Annotated in this window: 17 protein-coding genes and 1 pseudogene; 11 read left to right on the top strand and 7 right to left on the bottom strand. The window is 67.4% G+C overall.

From position 1 onward, the window contains the following. Nucleotides 1-36: 36 nt before the first annotated feature. The gene (gene hisC / locus KTR40_RS04845; protein ID WP_228405450.1) at nucleotides 37-1,146 is read right to left on the bottom strand and encodes a histidinol-phosphate transaminase; all 1,110 of its coding nucleotides are present in this window, start codon (nucleotides 1,144-1,146) and stop codon (nucleotides 37-39) included. Between the two features lie 93 nt (nucleotides 1,147-1,239). Here hisC and KTR40_RS04840 point away from each other — a divergent pair, with 93 nt between their 5' ends. From KTR40_RS04840 to KTR40_RS04830, 3 genes are all read left to right on the top strand, one after another. After that, nucleotides 1,240-1,743, top strand: a complete 504-nt coding sequence (locus KTR40_RS04840; RefSeq protein WP_228405449.1) for an Lrp/AsnC family transcriptional regulator — start codon at nucleotides 1,240-1,242, stop codon at nucleotides 1,741-1,743. Nucleotides 1,744-1,859: 116 nt separating this feature from the next. After that, on the top strand, nucleotides 1,860-3,518 hold the full coding sequence (locus tag KTR40_RS04835; RefSeq protein ID WP_228405448.1) for a thiamine pyrophosphate-binding protein: 1,659 nt from the start codon (nucleotides 1,860-1,862) through the stop codon (nucleotides 3,516-3,518). 21 nt (nucleotides 3,519-3,539) lie between these two features. Then, complete coding sequence (locus tag KTR40_RS04830; protein ID WP_228405447.1) at nucleotides 3,540-3,839, top strand: hypothetical protein; 300 nt, start codon at nucleotides 3,540-3,542, stop codon at nucleotides 3,837-3,839. A 28-nt stretch (nucleotides 3,840-3,867) separates the two neighbouring features. Here KTR40_RS04830 and KTR40_RS04825 read toward each other — a convergent pair whose 3' ends face one another. Further along, complete coding sequence (locus KTR40_RS04825; RefSeq protein WP_228405446.1) at nucleotides 3,868-4,353, bottom strand: hypothetical protein; 486 nt, start codon at nucleotides 4,351-4,353, stop codon at nucleotides 3,868-3,870. Between the two features lie 58 nt (nucleotides 4,354-4,411). On the opposite strand from KTR40_RS04825, the gene KTR40_RS04820 reads away from it, so the two are divergent. The 3 genes from KTR40_RS04820 to KTR40_RS04810 all read left to right on the top strand — a co-directional run bounded on the left by KTR40_RS04820 (nucleotide 4,412) and on the right by KTR40_RS04810 (nucleotide 7,578). Continuing rightward, on the top strand, nucleotides 4,412-6,085 hold the full coding sequence (locus tag KTR40_RS04820; RefSeq protein ID WP_228405445.1) for a response regulator transcription factor: 1,674 nt from the start codon (nucleotides 4,412-4,414) through the stop codon (nucleotides 6,083-6,085). Between the two features lie 190 nt (nucleotides 6,086-6,275). Then, nucleotides 6,276-6,728, top strand: a complete 453-nt coding sequence (locus KTR40_RS04815; protein ID WP_228405444.1) for an SRPBCC family protein — start codon at nucleotides 6,276-6,278, stop codon at nucleotides 6,726-6,728. 31 nt (nucleotides 6,729-6,759) lie between these two features. Then, complete coding sequence (locus tag KTR40_RS04810; RefSeq protein WP_228405443.1) at nucleotides 6,760-7,578, top strand: alpha/beta fold hydrolase; 819 nt, start codon at nucleotides 6,760-6,762, stop codon at nucleotides 7,576-7,578. 166 nt (nucleotides 7,579-7,744) lie between these two features. Here KTR40_RS04810 and KTR40_RS04805 read toward each other — a convergent pair whose 3' ends face one another. The 3 genes from KTR40_RS04805 to KTR40_RS04795 form a co-directional block, all read right to left on the bottom strand. Then, on the bottom strand, nucleotides 7,745-8,011 hold the full coding sequence (locus tag KTR40_RS04805) for a hypothetical protein (RefSeq protein ID WP_228405442.1): 267 nt from the start codon (nucleotides 8,009-8,011) through the stop codon (nucleotides 7,745-7,747). A gap of 16 nt (nucleotides 8,012-8,027) precedes the next feature. After that, complete coding sequence (locus KTR40_RS04800) at nucleotides 8,028-8,882, bottom strand: hypothetical protein (RefSeq protein WP_228405441.1); 855 nt, start codon at nucleotides 8,880-8,882, stop codon at nucleotides 8,028-8,030. A gap of 143 nt (nucleotides 8,883-9,025) precedes the next feature. Beyond that, the gene (locus KTR40_RS04795) at nucleotides 9,026-10,540 is read right to left on the bottom strand and encodes an MFS transporter (protein WP_228405440.1); all 1,515 of its coding nucleotides are present in this window, start codon (nucleotides 10,538-10,540) and stop codon (nucleotides 9,026-9,028) included. A gap of 269 nt (nucleotides 10,541-10,809) precedes the next feature. Between KTR40_RS04795 and KTR40_RS04790 the strand changes: the two are divergent. Next, a pseudogene (locus KTR40_RS04790) lies at nucleotides 10,810-12,399 on the top strand (DUF222 domain-containing protein); the annotation flags it as partial. Here the strand turns inward: KTR40_RS04790 and KTR40_RS19090 are convergent. Then, nucleotides 12,322-12,522: a pentapeptide repeat-containing protein gene (locus KTR40_RS19090; RefSeq protein ID WP_370633187.1), complete on the bottom strand. Its 201-nt coding sequence runs from the start codon at nucleotides 12,520-12,522 to the stop codon at nucleotides 12,322-12,324. The pseudogene KTR40_RS04790 and the gene KTR40_RS19090 overlap by 78 nt on opposite strands. Before the next feature lie 213 nt (nucleotides 12,523-12,735). Beyond that, complete coding sequence (locus KTR40_RS04785) at nucleotides 12,736-13,341, bottom strand: hypothetical protein (protein ID WP_228405438.1); 606 nt, start codon at nucleotides 13,339-13,341, stop codon at nucleotides 12,736-12,738. Nucleotides 13,342-13,647: 306 nt separating this feature from the next. Between KTR40_RS04785 and KTR40_RS04780 the strand changes: the two genes are divergently transcribed. The 4 genes from KTR40_RS04780 to KTR40_RS04765 all read left to right on the top strand — a co-directional run bounded on the left by KTR40_RS04780 (nucleotide 13,648) and on the right by KTR40_RS04765 (nucleotide 18,216). Beyond that, a complete protein-coding gene (locus tag KTR40_RS04780; RefSeq protein WP_228405437.1) occupies nucleotides 13,648-14,169 on the top strand; it encodes a DM13 domain-containing protein in 522 nt (173 codons plus the stop codon). A gap of 52 nt (nucleotides 14,170-14,221) precedes the next feature. After that, nucleotides 14,222-15,907 carry a serine hydrolase gene (locus tag KTR40_RS04775; protein ID WP_228405436.1) on the top strand — a complete coding sequence of 562 codons (1,686 nt, stop codon included), beginning with the start codon at nucleotides 14,222-14,224 and terminating at the stop codon, nucleotides 15,905-15,907. Nucleotides 15,908-15,911: 4 nt separating this feature from the next. After that, complete coding sequence (locus KTR40_RS04770) at nucleotides 15,912-16,424, top strand: isoprenylcysteine carboxylmethyltransferase family protein (RefSeq protein WP_228405435.1); 513 nt, start codon at nucleotides 15,912-15,914, stop codon at nucleotides 16,422-16,424. Between the two features lie 97 nt (nucleotides 16,425-16,521). Then, nucleotides 16,522-18,216, top strand: coding sequence for a SulP family inorganic anion transporter (locus tag KTR40_RS04765; RefSeq protein WP_228405434.1), 1,695 nt, complete (start codon nucleotides 16,522-16,524; stop codon nucleotides 18,214-18,216). Nucleotides 18,217-18,221: the final 5 nt, after the last annotated feature.

The raw sequence follows: 18,221 nt of genomic DNA, 5'->3' as shown, positions 1-18,221 counted from the left end.
TTCCTCTGTTAGGTGGAACGGGGTTGGGGGTTGGGGTTAGAAAGTTGTCGAGGCCGCATGGGCTGCGAGGACCCGGAGCACGCGGTTATTGGAGGCGTGGTGGGCCACGGTGATCCGCACGCCGTCGCCCGGGTATGCGCGGACCAGGATGTCCGCGCGGTCGAACGCGTCCACCAGCATCGCCAGGCTGTCGCCGTCCGCGCGGATCCACACGAAGTTGCCCTGGCTCGGCTGCAGCTTCCAGCCCTGCGTCTCCAGCTCCGCGGCCATCCGGGCGCGCTCCTGCTTCACCAAAGCAACGCGCGCTGCCATCTCCTCCCCCGCGTCCAGCGACGCGATGGCCGCCTGCTGGGCCAGCGCGCTCACGGCAAAGGGCAGGGCGGTGCGGCGCAAACCTTCGGCGATGGCCGCCGTCGTAATTGCGTAGCCCACCCGCAGGCCCGCAAGCCCGTAAGCCTTGGAGAAGGTCCGCAGGACGCACACGTTCGGGTACCGGCGGTAGAGCGCCAGGGAGTCGGGGCCGCTGCCGGCGTCGGCGTACTCCACGTAGGCCTCGTCGATCACCACCAGGACGTCGGAACGGACGGCGTCCAGGAAGGCCTCGACGTGGTCGTGGCTGATCGGCACGCCGGTGGGATTGCTGGGCGTGCAGAGCAGGATGACCTTGGTGCGGTCGGTGACGGCGGCGGCCATCGCGTCCAGGTCGTGGCCCTCGGCGTCGTCCAGCGGGACGCGGACCGGACGGGCGCCCGCCAGCTCCACCAGGATGGGGTAGGCCTCGAAGGAGCGCCACGCGAAGACCACTTCATCCCCGGCGTCGCACAGGCCGGTGATGATCTGCTGGAGGACGCCGACGCTGCCGGGACCCACCGCCACCTCCTCCAAGGAGACGCCCAGGTGCCGGGCGATCCTTTCGCGGAGTTCGACGGCGGCCATGTCCGGGTAGCGGTTCATCCTGCCGGCCGCCTCGGCCACCGCAGTGACGGCTGCGGGCAGCGGGTCATAGTGGCTTTCATTGCTGGCGAGGGCGGCGACGTCCGCACCGGCGCCCCGCCGGCCCGGCACGTACGACGGAAGGCCGGCGACGGCGCCACGGAGGGTGGGCAGCGCCGTTTCGGGACCGGCCAAGAGCTGATTACTGGTCATGGGTTCCGATCATGGAAGTGACCCGGACCACATTGCAAGATACGCTCTAGCCATTGGGACTTCTGCTCAACTTCTAGCAACTATGCTGAAAATATGACCATCGCGAACTCTCGCACCTTGGATTCCCTCGACGGCAGGATCATCCTGGCCCTGGACAAGGACCCCGAAGCCAGCGCCCTGGCACTCTCCCGGACACTCGGCGTCGCCCGCAACACCGTCCACGCCCGCCTTGCGCGCCTGGAGCGCAGCGGCGCGCTCCGCTCCTTCAGCCGCAGGCTGGACCCCGCCGCGCTGGGCTACGACCTGATGGCCTTCCTTTCACTCTCGATCAGCCAGACCCGCACCGGCTCGGTGGAGAACGGGCTCGAGGCGATCCCGGAGGTCATCGAGGTGCACGCCACCACCGGCGACGCGGACCTCGTAGCCAAGGTGGTGGCCCGCGGCACCGGCGACCTCTACCGCATCACCAACCAGATCCTGGAAATCGAAGGGGTCCAGCGCACCAGCACGGCCATCTCCATCCTGGAACTCATGCCGCCCCGCTACGACGGCCTCATCAGCCGGCTGTCCGAGCAGGAATCCCGCACTCCGGACTGACCGCAGGGCGTGCCCATGAATGGGCAGATTGTCACTTCACGCGCTTCCGGCTGACAAAAGTCCCAGCAGGATCCAGCGGTATTGCGAATGTGAGATGCAGGCCACACGATGCCTGCATGACTTCTCTTACGGTGTCCGGCCGCGTGGCGCAGGTTCTCAGCAGCTATGTCAGTGACGTCTTCGGCGTCATGGGTAACGGCAATGTCTACTTCCTGGACGCCGCGGAAAAGCAGGGTCTCCGCTTCACCCCCGTCCGGCACGAGGGCGCCGCCATCGCCGCGGCCGACGCCTACTACCGCACGTCGGGACGCCTCGCCGCGGGCACCACCACCTACGGCCCCGGCTACACCAACGCGCTCACCGCCGTCGCCGAGGCGGTCCAGGCGCAGATCCCGGTCGTACTGGTCACCGGCGACGCCCCCACCAGCGGCCCCCGGCCCTGGGACGTGGACCAGGCGGCCATCGCCGCCGGCCTCGGCGCGGCCACCTTCACCGTCACCCGCGACGCAGCGGGCGCCATCACCCGGCAGGCGGTGGACTACGCACTGACCCAGCGCACCGCCGTCGTGCTTGCCATCCCCTACGACCTCGCGGCGCTCGGGGCTGCGGACGAGGAGCTTCCGGAGCCGGCGGCGCCAAAGGTGAGGGACGACGTCGACGGCGGCCTTGGGCAGGTTGCCCGCCTCCTGGCGGGGGCAAGACGGCCGCTGATCCTGGCCGGCCGGGGTGCGCACCTCGCCGGAGCCGGCCCGCAGCTCCGCGAGCTCGCCGACCGCCTCGGCGCACTGACCGCCGGAACCGCCTTGGCGCTCAACCTCCTCAAAGGCGAGGGGTACCTGGGCGTCGCGGGCGGTTTCGGCACCGACACCGCGGCCGGGCTCATGGGCGAGGCCGACGTGGTCCTGGTGGCCGGGGCGAGCCTGAGCCCGTTCACCATGCGGTTCGGGCACCTGCTGGGCCCGGACAGCACGGTCATCCAGATCGACACCGGGCTGCAGCCGACGAATCCGAGGGTGGACCTGTTCGTCAGCGCGGACGCGAAGGCCGCTGCTTCGCATCTGTTGTCTTTGCTTGATGGTGACGTTGCTGCTGGAGCATGGCGTCCTGAAGCTTCCCGGCGCCTGGCCTCCGGGCCGGGGCACGATCCCGGCTCCACTGAATCCCCGGACGGCCGCTTGGACCCGCGAGCCCTTGCCAGCGCGCTCGACGCCGTGCTGCCCGAGCGCCGCACGGTGGTCCAGGACGGCGGGCACTTCATCGGCTGGGCGCCCATGTACTGGAACATCCCGCGGCCGCAGGACCTGGTGATGGTGGGGACCGCCTACCAGACCATCGGGCTGGGGCTGGCCAGCGCCGTCGGGGCAGCCCGGGCGGTGGAGGACGACCGCACCCTGGTGCTGGCCTCCGGCGACGGCGGTTTCCTGATGGGCCTGGCCGACCTCGAATCGTTGATTGCCGCCGCCCGCAGCGCCGTCGTGGTGATCTACAACGACGCCGCCTACGGTGCGGAGATCCACCAGTACGGCACCCAGGGCCTGACCGAGAAGCCGATGCTGATCCCGGAGGTGGACTTCAGCGGGATAGCGCGGGCTTTGGGGGCGGAGTCTGCGGTCATCCGTTCGCTGGAGGACCTCTCCGCGCTTCGACACTGGATCGATGCCGGCGCCAAGGGAACCTTCGTGGCCGACTGCCGGATCACCTCCGCAGTCCGGGCGCCGTGGCTGACCGAGTGGATGAAGGCGTCCCGGGCTGCGAAGGCGGCGGTGGCGGGCTAGGGCGGAACGGGAGCCGGATTGATGACTGCTGTCAAGGGATCCCACAGGGGACTGATGTCCGGCACGAACCGCGACCGTGACCACCAGGTCCGGACCGAGCACGAGCGGGTCCTCGCGCGGGGAGAAAAGCGCTCCCTGACCCGCACGGTGGACGGCACGCTTCCCAGCTACGCCCAAGACGAGATGGGCATCGTCAACGCCGGTTCCCAACCGGCCGTGAGAACGGCCACCGGCTTCATGGCGTTGGCCGCAGCCTTTGTAGTGGACTCAGGCGCCCCGGACGGGACTCGGCAATTCCCTGCCAGCCCGCCGCCGTCGTAGGCCCGGCAGGGCGCCCGGCTGGACGCGCTCAGCTAACCGGCGACCCGACCCGGATAACGCCGGCAATGTGCCGCGGGAACTCTGTAAGGTCCTCACCCGCCTCCCGGTACCACTGCGAGAGGACCGCCGGCGCCTGGCCCAGGACGGTCGTGTTGCCGAACGACTCCAGCCACGACCCGGACCGTGCCAGGTGGTCGCTGACCACGGCCATGTGGTTGGCCATGGATTCGGCGTCGGCATGGACCTGAAGGACGGTGATCTGCCGGCCCTGTTCATCGGCGAAGAACTGGAACACGAGCATCCTGGGCTCACGGCTCTCCACCAGGCTGGCCACCTCGCGGCAGGACTTGAGGGCTTCATCGAGGTACCCCGCGCGCACGGTGTAGGTGCTTAAGCAGACAAACGGCTCGTACATGATGGCCTCCTGAACCATGTGGTCCGCACCCTGCGGATCACTTTCAGGATCCCGCCGGCGCACCACGCCGGCATCGGCAGACCGCGCCAGCTTCGGCATCCGGCACTGGGTAGTTATGCCCAGTCCAGCGATGCATAGTAGTGATCGGGAGGTTGAAATGGCCGACGACGGAGATCACCTCACGCGCGCCCGGGACTACCACGCGTCGTACGCGTGGCGGCAGGCCTGCGACGAATTCCGCGCCGCCGGCGGGCCCGCCGGCCTCGGGGTGGAGGATCTCGAGTACTTCGCCGAGTGCGCACAAATCGTGGGGCTCCGCGACGACGCGATAGCCGCGTTGGTGCATGCGTTCGAGGAGCGGGCCGCGAACGGCCAGGTGCGTCCCGCCGTCGCCGCCGCTTTCTGGCTGTGGCAGGCCTACCGCCTCAACGGCGAAGACGCGCAGGCCAACGGCTGGCTGGCACGGGCCCGGGAACTTGGCCCCGACGACGCCGGTGAAGAGCCTGGCTGGCTGCTCATCACCGCGGCTTACTACCGGATGGGCGCCGGTGCCTATGACGACGCCGTCACGCTCCTCGCCCGCGCCCGTGACGGGGCCGCAAGGATGCACGACGCCGATCAGCTCGCCTTCTCCGCGCTCCTCACCGGCCGCGCCCTGGTCCTGTCCGGCCGGTTCACGGACGGGCTGGACTGGCTAGACGATGGCATGCTCCGCGTCCTGGCGGGCGAGACGACGCCACGGACCACAAGCCTGCTCTACTGCGCGGCGATCGGCACCTGCGAAATGGAGGTGCACGACGTCGCGCGGGTTCGGGAATGGAGCGCCGCCCTCGGATCGTGGCTCGAGAAGGTGCCTCCGTTCGGCGGGCCCTTCTACGGTCACTGCCTGACCTACCACGCGGTCCACCTCCGGCTCGCCGGCAAGTGGACGGCAGCCCTTGCCCAACTGGAAGACGCATGCCGGAGCTTGGCCGAGGGCGCAGGATCCCGCTTCATGGGGCATGCGCGCTATGAGCTCGGTGAATCGCATCGGCTTTTCGGTGACTTTCCCGAGGCGGAGGCAGCCTACCGGACGGCGGCATTCACCGGAGGCCCCACCCAGCCGGGGCTCGCCCAGCTCCGGCTCTCCCTCGGAGACGTGCCCGCGGCGGCAGCGGGGATCCGGCGTGCGCTTGGCGAGGCCGTGGGACCGGCTGCCCGCGTGGAACTGCTGCCTGCGGCGGTGACCGTCCTCCTGGCGGCTGACGCTGCGGGTGAAGCCGAGGCCGCTACAGCCGAGTTGGGCAGCCACGCGGAGCATTTCGCGTCCGACAGCGTGCGGGCCACCCATGCGCGTGCCCTCGGGGAACTGGCTCTTGCCAGCAATGAGTGGCGGAAGGCACTCCCCCAGCTCCGGGAGGCCGCCGGTCTGTGGCGGGACCTGGACGTCCCCTATGAAACGGCGCAGTGCTCCGTGCTCCTGGCCAGCGCGTACCGGGGTGTGGGGGACGACGAGGCGGCGGACCTGGAACTCGAAGCGGCGCGCCAGGCCTTCAGAAGTCTCGGCGCCCGTCACGACCTGCTGGTGGTCCAGGGCATGCTCCAGCATTCCGACATTCCGGGCCAGCACGGCCTCTCTCCGCGCGAGGTCGGGGTGCTCAGATTAATCGTGCAGGGCATGCCCAACCGGGCAATTGGTGCAGAGTTGTTCCTCAGCGAGCGAACTGTCCAGCGGCACGTGAGCAACATTTTCAACAAGCTCGGCGTGAGTTCCCGGACACAGGCTGCGACGCTTGCCCTGGACCGCGGGATCGTCAGCAGCGCCCCGCGAGGCCCGCTACCGGAGAACTAGGACATTCCTTTCCACCAAGACCCCCCGCTCGCAAGTAGGTACGGCCCATGCGCGGGCCGTTGGGACCTTGGACCCTGTCCCGGCACAGCAGCGATGGCTGATCCTTTTTGCAGGAGGAGTACTCGAGGAACCTGTTGCAGCTGCGCCGCGCACCGCGCGCAGCCGTTACCGAAGGTGGAAAGCCATAGCCATGACCGAGCGAAACCTCATCGTACATCGAAAGTCCCCGGCCTCCGTGGCCTCGATCTGGGCAGTGCTGGCGGACTTCCCGCACCTGGCAAAGGTGTGGGACGGCCTCAAGGCATCGGAGGCCATCGGTGGCAAGACCACTGGGGTGGGTGCCCGCCGTCGGGTCCGTCTATCGCCCGTGGGCACCATGGTCGAGACCGTGACGGCGTGGGAAGAGCGGCACGCCATCGCAACAATGAATGAGCCGTCGGCACTGGTGCCGTTCAAGCACGCCGAATCCCGGCTCGTCCTCGAGCCGGAAGGTGCCGGAACAGCGATGACCTTCCATTACCGTTACGTGCCAAGGGGCGGGCCCCTCGGCAAAGTGACAGGACCGGCGATAGACAGGATGCTGACGGCGACATTCACGAGCATGCTGGCGGCCGTTGATAAGGCGGCCGGACGCGAAGGCTGACTCGCCGGGCAGCCCGGCGTACTCTGAAACCATGGAAGCCGATATCCGGCACCTCCGCCTCCGCACCGGCATCACGGTGCCGTGCCTCGTCCAGGACAACAGAAAAGACAACGGCCAGGACGACGCCGGAGCCCCGCCCGTTCTGCTCCTCCACGCCTGGGGTGAATCCCGCAAAAGCTTCGACCGGCTGATCCCGCTGCTCACCGGCTTCCGCATCTACGCACCGGACCTCCGGGGGCAGGGTGAGGCGGACAAACCCGTGGGCGGCTACTCCCTGGCCGAACAGGCTGAGGACGCCGCCGCCATCCTGGACGCACTGGACGTCCCGCGGGCCGCCGTCGTTGGTTCCTCCAGCGGCGGCTATGTGGCCCAGCAGCTCGCCGTCGACCACCCGGAAAAGGTGGCGGCGCTGGTGCTGGTGGGTTCTCCGTTCAGCCTGCAGAAACGGCCCGCCTTCGCCGACGAGGTGGATGCGCTCACCGACCCCGTGGATGAGGCCTGGGTACGGGACTCCCTGTCCTGGTTTCCCCTGCTGCACGACGTCCCGGGCTGGTACATGGAGGACCGTGTCCGCGACGGAGTCACGATGCCCGCCCACGCCTGGAAGGGCATCCTGAACGGGCTCTGCGAAGCCGTCCCGCCCACCGAATCCGGGACCATCCACGCGTCCACGCTCATCCTGTACGGCGCCGAGGACAATCTGCTGCCCCGCAGCGGCCAGGAAATCCTTGCGGCCCGGATACCCGGGGCGATCCTGACGGTCTACCCCCGCGTGGCGCACGTGGTCCTGTGGGAATGCCCCGAGCAGGTGGCAGCGGACACAGCGGCGTTCCTCCGCAGCCTTCGCTAACGGTACCCGCCTCACGGCGGGCGCCTGTCCCACCCAACAGCCGGTGTTGTCCCGGAGCGACATGGCGGCGTCATTACCTGCACCGATTCCGAGAGCCAGCATGTCTAATCGCTGATTCTGTACGTCAACGGGGCAGGCAGCGGCACGCCTACTGCCGCTGGGCGGCTCAGTAATCTCCGAGTGCATCTTCCCTGACCCACTTCCGGGTCAAAAGGGCGTCCAGAACGAGCGACATGGGGAAGGCGATCCAAAAAATCCACAGAGGTACGAGGCCCGCAAAAACCAGTGCCATGACGATAAGGATCACCGCTGCAGAAACGTAGTTGTAGAAACGCCGCCCGGGAGTAGCTATTCGCGCTTCTTGTGTTTCACGGAAGTAATTCAGCATGGTTTGAGTATCGAACACGCGTTTGGCCCCGCCGATGTTCACCACGCAGTGGTTCGTCCGGTCATCGAGTCGGGCAGGAGTAGTCGTAATCAAGTCCCGCCGATACATATTGGGTCACGGTGACCGGGCTGCCAGGGGTCAAGCCAGGCAGGGAACAGTTCGATTTCGCACCCCGCAGGGTCTTGGCACCCGCAAGCCAGCTGGGCAATCCAGTCAGTGGGCTGCTCGAGGGCACAGTCCCGGCAATGGTTCCCCATTGACTTCCCGTCGAGTAAATCCCGACACCGGCTGCCTTGCCGTCCGAGTCCTTCTTGCCGGCAGTGATGCTTTTGAAGTGGTTCACCATGCCTTCCAGGGTTGCCCGGTTCAGGGCCTTGTCGGTCTGCCAGCTATTGCCCGTCTCCACATCCAGCCACCAGAAATATGTACCGGGATTCGTCACGCCTCGGATATTGGCGTCGTCATACGCCTTGGCATACCCGTACATGTAGGAACAGGGGAGGTCGACGGGCCCTTCGACTTCTCCTTTCGAGTCGCACGTCCCGTAAGGGTTCGGGACGTTTGCGTTAGCGTAGATGTTGGACGAAGGCCACCAGGAGCCCTCATGTCCCGGGTTGGCAGTGTTTACATACAAAGCAACTCTGGGCTGGGAAGTTCCCCCCGTGGAGGATTTTGCCCAGGAGAGTTGCTCGGCGAGGCAAGGGTTCGTGTTGTTGGCTAGTCCTCCGGTCACGCCTACGATCGCGAATGCCTGTCCGGTCGGCAGCGTCTTGCCGCACTGGGGCCAGGAGACATCATTGCCCACCGGGTCTTTGTCTCCTGGTGGCGGAGCTGCTGCCCCCGGAGCCATTCCTGTAACCAAGAGGCCAAGAAAGACCAGGAAAGCACCTGCCATCTTCATCCCGTAACCAGCCATGCCTAATACTCCCGTCGTGCGTGTCCCTACTTCGACGTGGTAAGACTTTACGCTCCGGCGGTAAGGGTCGATAGGCCGCTGGTCCCCCTATTTTGATCGTCAACAGAAGGGCCCGGCGCTGCTCCTGACGGGACGTGGCGGGCTCATATGACCGTCGGCTTCCCGGGCCCGCTCTTATGCGACGCCCGCGCGATCTCGAAGCTTTCCTCGAAGGGCAGGGTGTCCACATCCAGCAGCGGGTTGTGGTCCTGCGTGTCCACCAAGTGCCGCGCCGCCTCAACAGAATCAACGCTGGGCATGGACCCGGGCAGGTGCCGCCCGGCCGACTCGGGCAGGAAGTAGATGGCCACCGCGGCGACGGCGGCCACGGCCATGAGGTAGTACGCGATCGCCATATCCTCGCCGGTCAGGCCGATGAGAGCTGCAATGATGAACGGTGCCGTTCCGCCGAAGATGGCGACTGCCAGGTTGTAGGCGATGCCCATCGCGGAATAGCGGTGCTCGGTGGGAAACAGCGCCGGCAGCGCCGAGGCGAGGTTCGGCACCGAAAACGCCACCGGGAAGGCGATCAGGGCCAGGCCCAGCAAAGTCATAGGGAGGCTCCCCGCGGCGATCGCCAGGAACGCCGGAACCGCCAACACCACGGTGCTGAAGGCCCCAATCCACAGCACGGGACGGCGGCCGATCCGGTCCGAAAGCAGCCCGGTGAACGGGATGCACAACGCCATCGCCACCAGGACCGGGATGGTCAGCAGCGTCCCCTCCACCTCGCTGTACCCCTTGTTCGTGGTGAGGTAGGTGGGCATGTAGGACGTGAGGGCATAGGCCACAGTGTTCGCAGCGGCGGCCAGGATCATGGCCAGCAGGATCGGCCGCCAGTGCGCCTTCACGATCCCGACCGGTCCCACGGGACGGAGGTCCTCCCCTGTCTCAGGGTGCTTGGCCGCCACGGCTTCGGCTTCCAGCGTGGCCTTGAAGGCGGCTGACTCCTCGATTTTCATGCGGAAGTACACGGCCACGGCACCCAGCGGACCGGCCACCAGGAACGGAATGCGCCAGCCCCACGCCTCCATCTGCTCCTGCCCCAGCGCCAACTGGAGGAGGGACACCACCAGCCCGCCCGCCGCGAAACCGAGGTAGCTGCCCATGTCCAGGAAGCTGACATAGAAGCCCCGGCGGCGGTCCGGTGAATGCTCGCAGACGAACGTGGTGGCGCCCGAGTATTCGCCGCCGGTGGAAAAGCCCTGCACCAGCTTGAGGACCACCAGCAGCACCGCCGCCCAGATGCCCAGCACGGAGTACCCCGGCAGCAGGCCGACGGCGAACGTCGCCACGGCCATCAGCATCAGTGTCATCGCCAGGACCTTCTGGCGGCCGATCTTGTCGCCCAGCCAGCCGAAGAAGATGCCGCCCAGCGGCCGGGCGACGAACGTGGCGCCGAAGGTCCCCAGCAGGAACAGGTTCTGCACGGCCCTGTCCGCCTCGGGCAGGAACACCGGCCCCATGGTAGTGATGAGATAGCCGAACACGCCCACGTCGTACCACTCCATCGTGTTGCCCACGATGGTCCCGCCGAGCGCCTTCCGCAGCGTGCGGCGATTGACGACATTGACGTCGGATACCTGCAACCGCCGCTTCCGCCCGCTGTGCTGTGTCATGGCCCGCTCACCGCCGCCTTGCTCACCAAGCCGGGCACTCGCCGTCGTCCTTCTTACCCCTTGACCGGCAGCAGCCCAGCGCCTCCGCCCATCTTGCCACTGCCGGACCAGCGCAACAACGGTTGCTGTTTGGAAGAAGTACGACGGCGGCACGCACTTTGAGAGAGCGGGCGTGTGTTCCGCTTAGGCGAGTCCTGCCAAGTGTGCCGCTTTGGCCCCGCCCAGTGCCGACCGGCCAAAATGTCGTACCCCCGTTAGACGATATTCCTATGGAAAACGGCGCGGGAATCGGAACGGGAGTGGAGGCGATCTACGCCACCGTTGCTGCTCTCGCCGCGCTTGATGCCGAGGACGCCGCCCTCGCTTCTGCCGGAGCCTCAGGAACCGCGGGGGACGGAATCGATGTAATGCAAAGGGCGTACGAAATCCGGCTCGAGCGGATGGGGTTGGAGAAGAAGCTGGAGTCCCAGGCCGCGGCGCGGAAGGCCCGATCCGCCACCGAGGCGATGGACCTCCAGCACGCGATGACCCCGCCGGACGCGCCCCTGCACGACCGGACCTACACCGAGATCTCCACCGTTGAGGAGATCGCCGGGATCCTCACCATCAGCTCCGGTACGGCGTGCGCGTTCGTCACCCAGTCCCGGCAGGTGTGTGCAATGCCGCCGCTCATGGACGCCCTTTCCGCCGGCAGCCTCTCCTGGCAGCAGGCCCGGATTTTTACCGACGAAACGGAAGTTTTGGACCACGCCGCCGCAGCCGCGCTGGTGGCGCACTTCCTCGACCCCCACGCGCCCAACCCGGCCCGGGGTTGTCCCGCCTCGGAAATGGTGCCGGCCCGGTTACGGGCAAAGGTGCGGGGCTGGCGGGAACGCCATCACCCGGAGTCGATCGAGCAGCGCCACCGCAAGGGCGTGGCCGATCGGCGGGTGGAATTCACGCCGGACCGTGACGGGATGGCCTGGATCGCTGCGTACCTGCCCGCCAACCAGGCGCTGGCGATCTTTAACGACCTCACCGCAACCGCCCGAAGCCTCCAAGGCCCCAGCGAACCCCGCACCCTCACCCAACTCCGGCCCGACATCCTCACCAACCGGCTCCTCACCAACCGCAGCACAATAGCCACGGATCCCACGGGAACCGGTTGCGCCCCGGGCGATGCGCCGGAGGACATGATCGGCGTGGCCACGCTCGTCGGCTCCGACCAACCCGCTACAGACCTGGGCTTTAGCGACGATCCCGGCAGCCGGGGCAACCGGGCACCGGCAGAACCGGACCCCGCCGCGCCCGGCACCTTCGAAAGCACGCCCAACCTCACCCATGACATGGATGCCGCTAAGGTCCCCACGCCCCGCGCCGACGTACTTGTGACCGTTCCGTTCTTCGCACTGCTTGGCCTCACCAGCGAACCCGCCGTGCTCGACGGCTACGGCCCCATCCCCGCCTCGATGGCCCGCCAACTCCTCGCCGACGGCGCCGGGTCGTTCCGCCGCGTCCTGCTTGATCCCAACGACGGAACACCACTGGAGATCGGTCGCACCAGTTACCGACTCACCAAAGCCATGAGGAAAGCGCTGCATCTTCGGGATGGCAAATGCGCTTTCCCCGGCTGCAGCAACAATGCCCTCGACAACGAAACCGACCACCTCAAGGCCTGGCAACACGGCGGAACCACCGGGATCAGCAACCTGGCACAGCTCTGCCCAAAACATCACCGGCTCAAGCACAACAGCGGCTGGGAACCGACCTCGGCCACCAAGGACGAACCACCCGGCTGGACCTCACCCACAGGGCGGCAGTACCAAGCCGAACAACCAGACCGCGAGCCTCCACAATGGCCGCCGGGCATCCTGCCACTGGAAAACAGTGCCGCGGAGATCAGTGCTCCCAAAATCAGTGCCCCGGAAATCAGTCCGGCGAAATCTAGGGGTTCGAAATCTAGGGGGTCGAAGATCAGCCCATCCGAAACCAGTCCACCACAAACCAGCCCGCTGGAAGGGCTGCTGCTCCAGTTCTTGTCAGGTTGATGTGCCAGGTGTTGGTCGTCGTGCTGCGTCCTTGCGTGCCCTCTGGCCGTGGTTCTCTTTGGTGCGAACATCCCGGTGTCTCCCGCCGCCGTCGCCATGGTGAAGGACGGCGCCCACGTTCACTCCCACGTTCGGTTGGGCCGACGACTCGTCACGGCCGGACTCGGTTCAGCCTGATACGGCGACGTTAGTCCCGGTTTCCTTCGATCTCGAGGTATTCAGGATCCAGAGCCATGCCACAGCGGTGGTTGTCCCCGTGAGGGCACCCGAAATCAGACCAGCCAGGATATGCTCCATTCTCCAGTCGGTCCCCGCCAATAGGCTGCTTAACCACAGTCCGAGCGACCAGGGGACGGCTGTGGCCACGAGCCAAAGGAGGCCGCGTCCTGCCGGCCACTCGAGGGCCCACCACTGCAGGGCACCAAGCAGGAATCCGCCCACAAGAGCCATAAGTGTCAACGCCGTACCATCAGGGAAAACGTCTCCGACAGTGTGAACGAGCCACAGCCCGACGACGGTGCCTGCCGCCCAGCGCCAACTCCTAATGCCAACCATCCGCAGCAGGAACATTTGACTGAGCCCGATCACAGCGCCCGTCAGTATCCCGTTGATTAGAGCCCCAAGAAACCCATCCGCGTTGAAGGAGTCACCGTTATTGGGTGGGAAGGCGCCGGGGAAATGAAAGGCAAAACCGGAAACGGTGAAAGTGGCAGTCGTACCGAAAGCCCAAATAGTTGCGAACAGCGATGCTCTGCGGATCGGTACTGCTGACATTGGGCGCCTCCAAGGTTGTGTCCGTGGCCCCGCTTTGGTTGATCGACTGCCCATGGCAGCGCGGCCTCGGCTGACCCTACCTACCACGATTCCAAGTAGCTGGGAATCCTACGCTCGCAGGCTCTACCCGTCCACGACTCGGCAATTACGGCCGGGGCGCCGGCTTTACGGGAAGGGATCGGGCACGTAACCGTTCGGACCCCGGACGGCCCCTCCGATGATGCATGGGAATGGCCCTCGCGGCCGGAACGACGCCCCTGATCCGGTCGTTGACGGGGTATGAGAAGGCGCGTTGTCATACCGGCTGTGCTGCTCGTTGGTGCCATCGTGGTTGCCGTGGGACTGTACCTGTTCCAGCCCTGGCGGATCTTCACCAGTTCGACCGTGATCGAGGATGTTCCGGCCGCCGCCCCGCCAGCCCCAGCACCGGCGTGGCCCGCGGCAACGCCCTCAGCAGCGCCCTCCGCCCCCGCCCTCCCGCGTGAACTGGCAACAGGCCAACTTATCAGCCATGAACACGCCAGCTCGGGAACGGTGCGGATCCTGGAACTGCCCGGCGGGAGCCGGATTCTTCGGTTCGAAGGCCTTGATACGTCCGACGGTCCCGACCTCCGGATATGGCTCACCGATGCCCCGGTGATCGAGGGCCTGGCGGGCTGGCATGTGTTCGATGACGGCGCATACCTCGACCTGGGCGCGCTCAAGGCCAACAAGGGCGACCAGAACTACGACATCCCGGCCGGGGCAGTGCTGGACGACTACAGCTCGGTCAGCATCTGGTGCGCCCGTTTCACCGTCTCATTCGCCGCCGCCGAGCTGAAGACGTAGATCCGTTCCACGCTGCCGGACAGCGTTGTCTTCCGCCTGGCCAGGCCCTACCGTGAAGGGACTGTCAGCCGAAGCAGGTGCAGCCATGCGGACAATGTCCTGGTCATCGCGCTGCCTGCTGGCGTGCTGCCTGCTGGTGTGCTTCCAGCTGGCCCTCGTTGGCGCCGCTCGCGCGGCCCCGCCCGCACCAGGCGCCCCGCCTGCACCAGGCGCCGCGCACGCAACAGCCGCAAACAGTCCCGCGAAGGCAGCCACGGAAATCCCCGATCCCAAACAGGCCTACACCGCGGTGGACTCCTTCCTCCGGGACCAGCTCCAAACCCTCGGCATTCCCGGTGCCGCCATCGCCGTCGTACGTGACGGCAGGCAGGTGCACTCCGCAGCTTTCGGTAAGGCGGACCCGTCCGGGCGGCCGATGACTCCGCAGACGCCGGTGCTGCTGGCGTCCACCAGCAAATCGCTGACGGCCATCGCGGTGATGCAGCAGGTGGAGTCCGGGCGGCTGCGGCTGGATGAACCGGTGCGGACCTACCTGCCCTGGTTCACAATGGACGATCCCCGGTCTTCGAACATCACAGTCCGGCACCTGCTCCATCAGACCAGCGGCATGTCCTCCAGGGAGACGGCCTTCGAAGCATCCCTGGACCAGGAGCCGGAAGCCCTCGAAGAGTCGGTCCGTGCACTGGCCAGCTCGCCGCTTGCCGCGGAGCCGGGGCAGCGCTTCCACTACGCCAGCGCCAACTACAACGTGCTGGGCCTGCTGGTGCAGGCCGTCAGCAAGCAGCCTTTCGGGGAGTACGTGCGCCGCCACGTCTTCGGGCCCTTGGGCATGGTGCACAGCCATACGACGGCGGCGTCCGCCAAGGAGGACGATGCCGCCGAGGGCTACTCCCGCTGGTTCAGCGCGTTCTGGGTCCGGACCGACGTCCCGGCGCCCGCCGCGGGGATGCCCTCCAGCACCATGTACGCCTCGGCGGAGGACTTGGGCCGCGAGTTGGCGGCACTGCTCGACGGCGGCCGGTACGGGGGCGCGCGGATCCTGGAACCAGGCAGCGTGGCGGAGATGTTCCAGCCCCGGACCTCCGTGGACGGGGCGAAGGGTTACGGCATGGGCTGGTACACACGGCCGCTGGTGGAGGCCGTGGACTCCGCTGGTCCCGCTGCCCCGGCCCCTGCTGCCCAGGACGTGCCGCTGCTGCTGGAGCACCAGGGGGAATGGGGCAACAGCCACACCTACCTGGCCATGGTCCCGGCGTCCGGCCTCGGTGTTGCCCTGGTGATCAACGGCAATGACACAGCAGCCACGTCCCGGCTCAAGGCCATCGACACGAACATCCTGCGGATCCTGCACGGGCACTCCCCCGTCCCCGCCGTGGTGTCCGAGGACTGGCTTCAGCAGTCCAGCTGGGCGGTCGCGCTGGGCCTGCTGGTGGCGGAGCTGCTGAGCCTGTGGGTGTCACTTTCAGTCCTTGTACGACGGCGGTTTGCGCGCCTTGGGCGCCTGGGTCCCCTGGCGTGGGCGGCCGCTGCCTTGGCCCTGGACGCCTTCGTCCTTTGGCTGTGCCTCGCCTACGCACCCGCCCGGTTCGACACCGACCTGCCGGTGATCATCCGGCAGTTCCCGGACGTCGGCGTTTCGCTGGTGCCGGTGCTCGGACTGGCCATACTCTGGGCCGTTCCGCGGACGGCTTGGTTGGTTGTCACAGCACTCTCCCGCAGCCCGCGCGGCGTACCCTGAAAGCATGGCAGCCGAGGTCAGCTCCCTGCGCACCCTGGCGGGACGCGTGAAGACGGTCTATGACAACCTCCCGCTGCCGCCAGCGGTGGTGGTGGCGATGGCCGTTGATTTCCTCCTTGCCAGGCTCCGTCCCCTGCCGCTGCCCGGCCCGCGGTCCGCACACAGGCTGGCGGGGGCGGGAGTGGTGGCCGCCGGTGTCGGCCTCAATGCGTGGGCCCTGGCTGAACGCCGTCGGCGATCATCCGGCCCCTTCGAGCTGGAGCGGCCGGACGAGCTGGTGGTCACAGGGCCCTACTCCATCACCCGCCACCCCATGTATCTGGGCTGGTGGCTCATTCAACTCGGCGCGGGAACCATGGCCGGTTCAGCCTGGGCCCTTGTGCTGCTGCCGCCCGAGCTGCTGGTGGAGCACCGGTTTGTCCTGGAGGAAGAGGCCACCCTCGCCGAACTGTTTCCGCAGTCGTACCCGGCCTACGCGGAAAAGGTGCCACGCTTCCTCAGGCTCCTCCGCCCATAGGCGCCCTCGGCTGGAACCCCGCGCCGGCGTCGTACGCTTGAACACGAGGCCCGACTTTGGATGGCGGGCAGGGGCACTGGTGGGCCATGATCTGAAGATGAGCCGCTCCGGAAAGACCCCCTCCTGGTGGCTCCCGCCGGCCCTGCGCGGCTACAAGGTCGAGTGGCTGCGGCACGATCTGGTGGCCGGCGCCGCGCTCTTCGCGATCCTGGTCCCCGCGGGCATGGCGTACGCCCAGGCCGCCGGCCTTCCGCCGGTGACCGGCCTCTACGCGACGGTGGTGCCGCTGATTGTCTACGCGGCAGTGGGCCCATCGCGGGTGCTGGTGCTGGGGCCGGACTCGGCGCTCGCCCCGATGATCGTTGCGGCCCTGGTTCCGCTGGCCGCTGACAATGACCAGAAATCGGTGGCTCTGGCGGGCCTCCTGGCCATCCTGATCGGCGCCATCCTGCTGTGCGGTTCGGCCCTGCGGCTGGGGATCATCACCGGACTGTTGTCCAAGCCCATCCGGCTGGGCTACCTCAACGGCATCGCCCTGCTGGTGGCCGTGTCCCAGCTCCCCACGCTCCTGGGGATCTCCGTGGAGGACGGCACGCCCTGGGAAAGGCTCCTCGCCGCCACCCCGAAAGTGCTGGCCGGCGAGGCCAACGTGACGGCGCTGCTGCTGGGCCTGGCCTCACTGGCGCTCATCTGGGTTCCCCGCTGGCTGAAATGGAAGGTTCCGGGCGTGCTGATCGCGGTGGTGGTGTCCTGCATCGCCGTGGCCCTGCTGGGACTGCAGGAGCGCGTGAAGGTCACCGGCGCACTCCCCCAGGGGCTCCCCGCGCCGGCCCTCGGCGGCATCGGCTGGGCCGACGTCCTGGCCCTGCTGCCCGCCGCCGCGGCCATCGCCCTCATCGTCTTCGTTGATACCGGAACGCTGTCCCAGTCTCTGGCCGCGGCAGGCGACCGCCGGGTGTCCGGCAACCATGAAATGGCAGCCCTGGGTGCGGCGAACGCGGCCAGCGGGCTGCTGGGCGGGTTCCCCATCTCTGCCAGCATGTCCCGCACTCCGGTGGCCGTGCAGGCCGGCGCAAAGTCCCAGCTCACAGGGGTTGCCGGCGCGGTCCTGGTGCTCGGTTTCATGCTCTTAGCGCCGGGCGTGACCGAGTTCCTGCCGGCCACCACCCTCGCCGCAATCGTCATCGCGGCGGCCGCGGCACTGGCCGACCCCGCCGGCGTGCGGCGGCTGATCGGCATGAGCCGCAGTGAATCCCTGGTGATGCTCGCGGCGTTCCTGGGGGTCGCCATCCTGGGGGTCCTCCCGGGCATCGCCGTCGCCGTGGGCCTGGCAATCCTGGACTTCCTGCGGCGGGCCTGGGACCCCTACCGTGCCGAGCTGGTGGACGTCCCCGGGGTGCCGGGATACCACGACGTAAGCCGCCATCCGGACGGCGAACGCGTCCCCGGCCTGCTGATCCTGCGCTTCGACGCGCCGCTGTTCTTCGGCAACGGGTCACTGCTGGGATCCTTCGTCCGCAACAAGCTGGACCAGACGCCGCCGGGCACCGAACGCGTGGTGCTGGCGGCAGAGCCCGTCACGGGAATCGACACCACGGCACTGGACGAGCTGGTGCAGCTGGACGAATGGCTGGAGCGGCATGGCGTGGACCTGGTATTCGCCGAGCTCAAAGGTCCGGTCAAGGACAGACTGCTGCAGTACGGCATGGGCGCCCGCTTCTCCCCCGAACACTTCTACCCAACCGTGAGCGAGGCCGTGCGGGCGTTCCAGCGGGAGGAGCGGGACGCGTAGCGGGT

The sequence above is a fragment of the Pseudarthrobacter sp. L1SW genome (genome assembly GCF_020809045.1).
GTDB lineage: Bacteria > Actinomycetota > Actinomycetes > Actinomycetales > Micrococcaceae > Arthrobacter.
The sequence above is the reverse complement of the archived record's forward strand: the minus strand, read 5'-3'. Positions and strand labels throughout refer to the sequence as shown.

Coding starts and splice junctions, on each gene's coding strand:
- KTR40_RS04820 (WP_228405445.1), top strand. CDS start 4,412: ATGGCCGACGACGGAGATCACCTCACGCGCGCCCGGGACTACCACGCG.
- hisC (WP_228405450.1), bottom strand. CDS start 1,146: ATGACCAGTAATCAGCTCTTGGCCGGTCCCGAAACGGCGCTGCCCACC.
- KTR40_RS04800 (WP_228405441.1), bottom strand. CDS start 8,882: ATGGCTGGTTACGGGATGAAGATGGCAGGTGCTTTCCTGGTCTTTCTT.
- KTR40_RS04825 (WP_228405446.1), bottom strand. CDS start 4,353: ATGCCGAAGCTGGCGCGGTCTGCCGATGCCGGCGTGGTGCGCCGGCGG.
- KTR40_RS04785 (WP_228405438.1), bottom strand. CDS start 13,341: ATGTCAGCAGTACCGATCCGCAGAGCATCGCTGTTCGCAACTATTTGG.
- KTR40_RS04835 (WP_228405448.1), top strand. CDS start 1,860: ATGACTTCTCTTACGGTGTCCGGCCGCGTGGCGCAGGTTCTCAGCAGC.
- KTR40_RS04770 (WP_228405435.1), top strand. CDS start 15,912: ATGGCAGCCGAGGTCAGCTCCCTGCGCACCCTGGCGGGACGCGTGAAG.
- KTR40_RS04795 (WP_228405440.1), bottom strand. CDS start 10,540: ATGACACAGCACAGCGGGCGGAAGCGGCGGTTGCAGGTATCCGACGTC.
- KTR40_RS04765 (WP_228405434.1), top strand. CDS start 16,522: ATGAGCCGCTCCGGAAAGACCCCCTCCTGGTGGCTCCCGCCGGCCCTG.
- KTR40_RS04810 (WP_228405443.1), top strand. CDS start 6,760: ATGGAAGCCGATATCCGGCACCTCCGCCTCCGCACCGGCATCACGGTG.
- KTR40_RS04815 (WP_228405444.1), top strand. CDS start 6,276: ATGACCGAGCGAAACCTCATCGTACATCGAAAGTCCCCGGCCTCCGTG.
- KTR40_RS04840 (WP_228405449.1), top strand. CDS start 1,240: ATGACCATCGCGAACTCTCGCACCTTGGATTCCCTCGACGGCAGGATC.
- KTR40_RS04830 (WP_228405447.1), top strand. CDS start 3,540: ATGACTGCTGTCAAGGGATCCCACAGGGGACTGATGTCCGGCACGAAC.